Source organism: Rhodococcus sp. P3_B8 (genome assembly GCF_056402775.1).
This window is the reverse complement of record NZ_JBFUGT010000439.1, coordinates 1-4,233: the sequence shown is the minus strand read 5'-3', so window position 1 is coordinate 4,233 and position 4,233 is coordinate 1. Positions and strand designations below refer to the sequence as shown.

2 protein-coding genes and 1 pseudogene are annotated in these 4,233 nt (G+C 64.7%); 2 read left to right on the top strand and 1 reads right to left on the bottom strand.

The genetic code is table 11. The annotated features are described in order from the left end of the window. A pseudogene (locus tag AC1D1G_RS42385) lies at positions 1-396 on the top strand (hypothetical protein); the annotation flags it as partial. 481 nt (positions 397-877) lie between these two features. Continuing rightward, positions 878-2,248, top strand: coding sequence for an MFS transporter (locus AC1D1G_RS42380; protein ID WP_477956618.1), 1,371 nt, complete (start codon positions 878-880; stop codon positions 2,246-2,248). Positions 2,249-2,467: 219 nt separating this feature from the next. Here the strand turns inward: AC1D1G_RS42380 and AC1D1G_RS42375 are convergent, their stop codons facing one another. Beyond that, positions 2,468-4,129: a hypothetical protein gene (locus AC1D1G_RS42375; RefSeq protein WP_477956617.1), complete on the bottom strand. Its 1,662-nt coding sequence runs from the start codon at positions 4,127-4,129 to the stop codon at positions 2,468-2,470. Positions 4,130-4,233 lie beyond the last annotated feature (104 nt).

Genomic DNA, 4,233 nt, shown 5'->3' with positions numbered 1-4,233 from the left:
TTCGTGGCGCGCCACGTGGTGCTCGTGCTCATCGCCTGGCATATGTGGCATGAGAAGCGGCTGGTCGCTCTGTGGTCGGCCCTGTGCGCACTCGTGGGCCTGGTCGGCGCCGGCCTCATGCTGGGACAGGCGCTCCATTTCGGCCTGGGGGAGCGTCTCGCTCTCTACCCGCTGCCGATGTGGATGGCCGTGACCGGCATGGCGGTCCTGATGGCGCTGGCACGCCGCACGGTGTTTCGCAATGTCGAGTTCTCGCTGCGTGCACTCCACCCACGCACCGCCACTTCGCGGCCAGCTACCGCGATAAATTCCATGTGGCGGTCCCTGGGCCGACATCCGGTCTCTGTCCCTTGGAGGAGGGCAGCACCTTCGAACAACCGCACGGTACGGCGATGAACGCCCTCCGCGCCACGCCCGACACGTGCAGGGCGGGTCCGTGGTCGGCACGAACGAACACACTGTGAGTGTCTGAACAACCGACACGCGAGATCCTCGACTGGCGAACACCGGCACAGGTTCTGCCCGAGATTCTGGCACCGTGAACCGACAGTGTTGCGACCACCGCTCGAATGCGCCGTACTCTCAGTTTTGACCCCCTGCACACTGCTTGACGCGAGTCGAGTCGGGGGAGACGAAGGATGTGGAAGATTGGGCTGAGATTCGTCGTCTGCTTCGCACGGAAGAATTGCCGATTCAGGTGGGACAGTCTTCCTGTCTATGCCGACGACCGTGATCGCCGCCTGCCAGTGCTTGCGCCGGGTGTTGTTCGCTGATCCTCCCGGTGCCCTGACTGTGTGGTGACGAACCGGGACCGAATTGACACCGTCCCTGGGGCGACTCGCCCAGGCGTGGGAGGTCGATCCGTTATCGTCTACGGATGAGCGATGACGCGACTCCGTCCAGTCCAACCCGCGCTCCGACGAGCACCCGGCGGGCGGTGCTCAACACGATGAAGGGCTCGGCAGGAAACCTCGTCGAGTGGTACGACGTGTACATCTACACGGTCTTCGCCACGTACTTCGAGGCGCAGTTCTTCGACGAGAACGACGCCAACTCCACGCTCTATATCTACGCGATCTTCGCGGTCACCTTCGTCATGCGACCGGTGGGGTCCTGGTTCTTCGGCCGGTTCGCCGACCGTCGTGGCCGCAAGTCCGCCCTGATGCTCAGCATCACCATCATGTCATCGTGCTCCTTCGTGGTGGCGGTCATGCCGACGCGCGAAATCATCGGGTATTGGGCGGCGGTGGTTTTGRTCCTCGCTCGGCTTGTGCAGGGATTCGCCACGGGTGGGGAGTACGGCACCTCGGCGACGTACATGTCCGAAGCGGCGACCGCGAATCGGCGCGGCTTCTTGTCGTCTTTCCAGTACGTGACCCTCGTGGGCGGCCACGTGCTCGCGCAGTTCACGCTCCTGATCGCGCTCAGCGTCCTCGATGTCGAGGCGTTGGAGGATTGGGGATGGCGGATCGGCTTCTTCATCGGCGGCATAGCCGCACTGGTCGTGCTGTGGATTCGGCGTTCGATGGACGAGTCGCTCAGCGAGTCGCATCTGAAGGCCATCCGTGCGGGTGAGGACCGGACGGCGGGTTCCTTGACGGCGTTGTTCACCAAACACTGGCGTCCGCTGCTGCTGGTGTTCCTCATTACCGCGGGTGGCACGGTCGCGTTCTACACCTACAGTGTCAACGCGCCGGCGATTGTGAAATCCACCTTCGGGGCCGACAATGCGCTGACGGCAACGTGGATCAACCTGCTGGGGTTGATCTTTCTGTTGCTGCTGCAGCCGATCGGCGGCCTCGTCAGCGACCGCGTCGGGCGCAAGCCGCTGCTGATCTTCTTCGGTGTGGGTGGTGTCCTCTACACCTATGTGCTGCTCACCTTCCTTCCGCAGACCACCTCGCCGCTGATGGCGTTCGCGCTGGTCGCGGTCGGCTACGTCATCCTCACCGGGTATACCTCGATCAACGCGATCGTGAAGGCGGAGCTGTTCCCCGCCGACATCCGTGCCTTGGGTGTGGGCCTGGGATATGCGCTCGCGAACTCCATCTTCGGCGGTACGGCGCCGGTGCTTTTCCAGGCGTCAAAGTCGGCCGGTCACGTCGGTTGGTTCATCTTCTATGTGACGGTAGTGATCGGGGTCAGCTTGCTGGTCTACATCTTCGGGCTGAAGAACAAGGCGGTCACGGTGCTCGATCGCGAGCAGGGGAGCGCTTGGGCCGTGCCCGTGTCTTCAGGTCCCCGCTGAGCTGATTCCCGCGGTCCGGGTTCCGGGAGATCGGTGACGGCAGTGCTGGCCCGTGCTGGCCGAATAAGTGCCCGGCCGGCGCACCGAGCCGCTCGGTTGAAAATGGCAGCAGTTTGCGAATGGCAGTCCCTGCTCGTGGCGGAAAGAAACAGCCGCGAGTGTCGCGCCGGAACCTCTCGGTCGCCATCGTGCCCCGTGCAGGTGTCCTGAAGGTCGGGTCTATTCTGATTCTGGACGGGACGACCGACTCGCCATCACCGGCGGTGAGATGGACGGTCCGAAGTCGGAAAGGTTGTTGGCCTCTAGGCACTCTCGCAGAGTAGGCGTCATTTCGCGGCGAGGCGGAGCTGTGCGCCACAGGTCCGTCTCGAATGGGAAGATGGATTCGCGCCGTCGACGTTCGAGATCCTTGACAGGCTTCACGGCGGGCGAGGCCAGCGGCGGCGAGACCGGTCTCGGTATCGTCAGTGTCCCGGAGGGGCGACGACGTGCGACACCCTCGAGTAGGGCGACAGCGCCGATCGCGGTGACAACCGCCACGGTGAGCCCCCAGCGCTGTAAATCCTCCAGCGATGCCGCGCCGGCCGCGTGAAGCGACGTCGCGAACAGCGCACCGGCGGCCGCGACCGCAACGAGCGTGGACCGCCGGTCTCGGCCGGAGGCGGCAGCGTGGTGCAGGAGACTGCTTTCAGCACTGTCACACAGCTTACCGAGATCGGTATGTAGGAGAGCGATCTCGTCGGCGGTGCGGTGGACCAGCGTTGATCGAAGGTGTGTCGATGCGATCCGTGGCGGGCATCGATGTGCACTGGTGAGATGTGTTTGCAGAAGCCGTGTCTCGATCATCCGTGTGCGGGCCGCCGCGATGTCGCCGAGGCCCGCGAGCCCGCCGCGTTCGCACAGGTGGCGGCGGTTGCGCAGGAGCGATAGTACGCGGCGGTGGTCCGCCGAGTGCTGGGCGCGGAGGGCGACCCAGCCGATGAGGCCGTAGAGCATGTTACGGGTGCCCCGATCGAGGTAGTCGGGACTGGTAGCGGTGGCGCCGAGGTCGACGGCGAGGACGCGGGCGTCCTCGCGAATCGCGATCCCTGACCCCGGACGCCACGGCCTGTCGGTGAGCGGGGCCCGGTGCCAGCGTAATAGTCCACGGTAGGAGGGGGACGCGGCTTCCGTGCAGGGTGTGGTGCTCGGTTCGTCGACCAGTCGCCGTACCGTATCGACCCCGTCGGTGTGGACCTCGATGACCAGGCCCTCGACGGTGTCGCGATCGGTCCGGGGAGGGCTGTGCATTGTCAGGCTGCGCAGCCGTCGGTAGACCTCGGATCTGGGCAGTCGGGTGTCCAGTCGCGGGAATACGTCGATCGGGCTCGCCTCGGGCGTCAGTCCGAAGGGTCGAAGAAATGCTTCGATGGCGGTCCAGAATTCGGGGCTACCGTCGCCGCGGAGCGGGTCATGATGTCGGTCGATCAGACCGCCGGTGCGGTCGGGGGCAAGTTCCTCGCAGGCCAATACGAGTCCGTTGCCAGGAACCTCCCACAGTGACAGGCACGTTGCCGGTGGGCCGACGTACGGGCGTTGCGGGCTGTCAGGCGCGCGCTGGTTATCGAGTGCGATGCCGAAGGTTATCGGTGGACTGCTGCGGTCGACGATGTGTCGGAACGCCAGCAACTGTGCGTGGGGTCCATCGTCTCCGGTGGTGGTGGGGGCGCTGATGCGGGCAGGCAGGAACGGTTCGACATAGTCGACCGCGGGAACCGGGACCGGGTCGGCGCTTTCGGCGATATCCAACGGCAGCAGGATGACCCGCAACGTTGCCTGGCGTTTCCTCGACGACAGTGAGGTCGGGTCAGGCCGTCGGGTGACGAGTCCCGGACGATTCATTTCTGTTTCATAGTTTCTCGACGGTCCGGCACTGCTGTGCCGACCCTGAGGGTCGGCACAGGAGACAGTGATCTCGCCGGATGTTGTGTGAGTTGCTCTTGTCT

Bases quoted from the DNA above. Each gene is read 5' to 3' on its own strand.
- AC1D1G_RS42375 (WP_477956617.1), bottom strand. From the start codon at position 4,129: ATGAATCGTCCGGGACTCGTCACCCGACGGCCTGACCCGACCTCACTG.